The sequence below is a fragment of the Romboutsia maritimum genome (assembly GCF_002251085.2).
GTDB lineage: Bacteria > Bacillota > Clostridia > Peptostreptococcales > Peptostreptococcaceae > Romboutsia_B > Romboutsia_B maritimum.
This window is the reverse complement of record NZ_NOJZ02000075.1, coordinates 1-1,524: the sequence shown is the minus strand read 5'-3', so window position 1 is coordinate 1,524 and position 1,524 is coordinate 1. Positions and strand designations below refer to the sequence as shown.

General features: G+C 25.9%; 4 protein-coding genes. All 4 read left to right on the top strand.

Translation table 11 applies throughout. The features are described 5' to 3' along the window. Positions 1–303: 303 nt before the first annotated feature. From CHF27_RS13700 to CHF27_RS13685, 4 genes are read left to right on the top strand one after another with little or no spacing between them, the layout of a single operon-like run. Positions 304–666: a DUF3796 domain-containing protein gene (locus CHF27_RS13700; RefSeq protein ID WP_095405274.1), complete on the top strand. Its 363-nt coding sequence runs from the start codon at positions 304–306 to the stop codon at positions 664–666. 5 nt (positions 667–671) lie between these two features. Then, complete coding sequence (locus CHF27_RS13695; RefSeq protein ID WP_095405273.1) at positions 672–875, top strand: helix-turn-helix transcriptional regulator; 204 nt, start codon at positions 672–674, stop codon at positions 873–875. 11 nt (positions 876–886) lie between these two features. After that, positions 887–1,033, top strand: coding sequence for a DUF4177 domain-containing protein (locus CHF27_RS14770; protein WP_095405335.1), 147 nt, complete (start codon positions 887–889; stop codon positions 1,031–1,033). A gap of 47 nt (positions 1,034–1,080) precedes the next feature. Continuing rightward, the gene (locus tag CHF27_RS13685) at positions 1,081–1,353 is read left to right on the top strand and encodes a hypothetical protein (protein ID WP_095405272.1); all 273 of its coding nucleotides are present in this window, start codon (positions 1,081–1,083) and stop codon (positions 1,351–1,353) included. The last annotated feature ends 171 nt before the right edge of the window (positions 1,354–1,524 follow it).

Sequence of the window (1,524 nt, the reverse complement as noted above, 5' to 3'; positions counted from 1 at the left end):
GAAATATATTTACCGGAGTTTTATAAAACTATCTTTGTTGATGGTTCAATAGAAACAAGTTTAAAGTTAGATTGTAGAGATATAAAGAATATGGATTTTTACGATGAGTTAGTAGAGAAAGTTAGAGTTGGAATTTTTATTGAATTAGAACTGATTTTTTAGTTGATTTTCTAAAATAATATATTATGAAACTAGAGGGTAGGAGCATAGCTCCTATTTTTTTTTAGTAATAATCTTAGGCTTAACGTGATATATATGTAATATAAGGATATAAATATATCACATTAACGGGGGGACTTATTTATGAAAGGGGTAAACAAGTATTCAATTTTCTTTGCATTATTTGGATTTTTAGGTTTTAAAGGATTTAACGGTGACCCACTAGGTCTTTTATATTTGGGGTTCTTTGGACAACTTTCTCACATTTGGTGGAATAAGCTAGGAAATTGTGAAGATGAACGCTTAATTTATAATAAACATAGAGCAGGATCCATAGCATTTCCTACAGGCTTTGTCTTAGCAGTTGTAGCAAGTTATTTAATCAGGGTATTTACAGTAGATTTACTAACACTTTATAGAATGCAAGTATTAATAATAGCACTTACTTTTGCAATATCAGTAAACTTATGGGCATTTTTAACTTACAAATTTGATTTAGGGAACTAAGAATTATGACAAAGTTTACTAGTAATTTAAAGAAATATCGTCAATTTAATGAATTAACTCAAGAAGAATTAGCTAATAAAGTTAATGTTAGAAGAGAAACTATAGCTCGTTTAGAGAATGCAAAATACAATCCTTCACTTGAATTAGCTGTTAGAATTTCAAAGGAATTAAATATTCCTATTGAAGAATTATTTATTTTTGAATTTTGATTAGTTGCTAAATTTATAGAAGTATCATTCATGAAGAATCTGAAAATGGATGGAGATTAAAGCAAGTTATTATTCCGGCAAATGAAAATACGGGATTTTCAGTTCCAGGTGTATTTGCTCCGTATTGCTACCAAATTGTGTTTGAGAAAAAGAAATAAATTAATCCTTAAATAATTTAAAGTGATTAAAAAAGTGGGGATATATCATGAAAAAATTAATTATATTTACAACTATTATATTATTTATTTTATCAAGTATTTTTGAAATTTCATATACATCATATCCATTGAATATTTCTACTAGTATAATATATTTTGGACTAGGGTGTTTATTATTGGATCAAGCATTTGTAGAATATAATAAAGTTAAAAATGACATTCAATTAAAAGATAAGATTTGGTTAATTATTGACATTTTATTCGGACTTTTATTACTATCTTCTTCTATATATTGGACTGTAATTACCTTAATTAAATAATAGTAACGAATTTTATGAGAGCAGTAAAATTTTTGCTCTCTTTTTGTGTTCAATAAAACATGTACAAGTGAGAAAATTTATATTTAAAACGTATTTTTAGAGTATAGTATTAATTTACTCCAATTATTACTAAGGTTATAATGTAACTATAATACGCAATTGTAATATAGC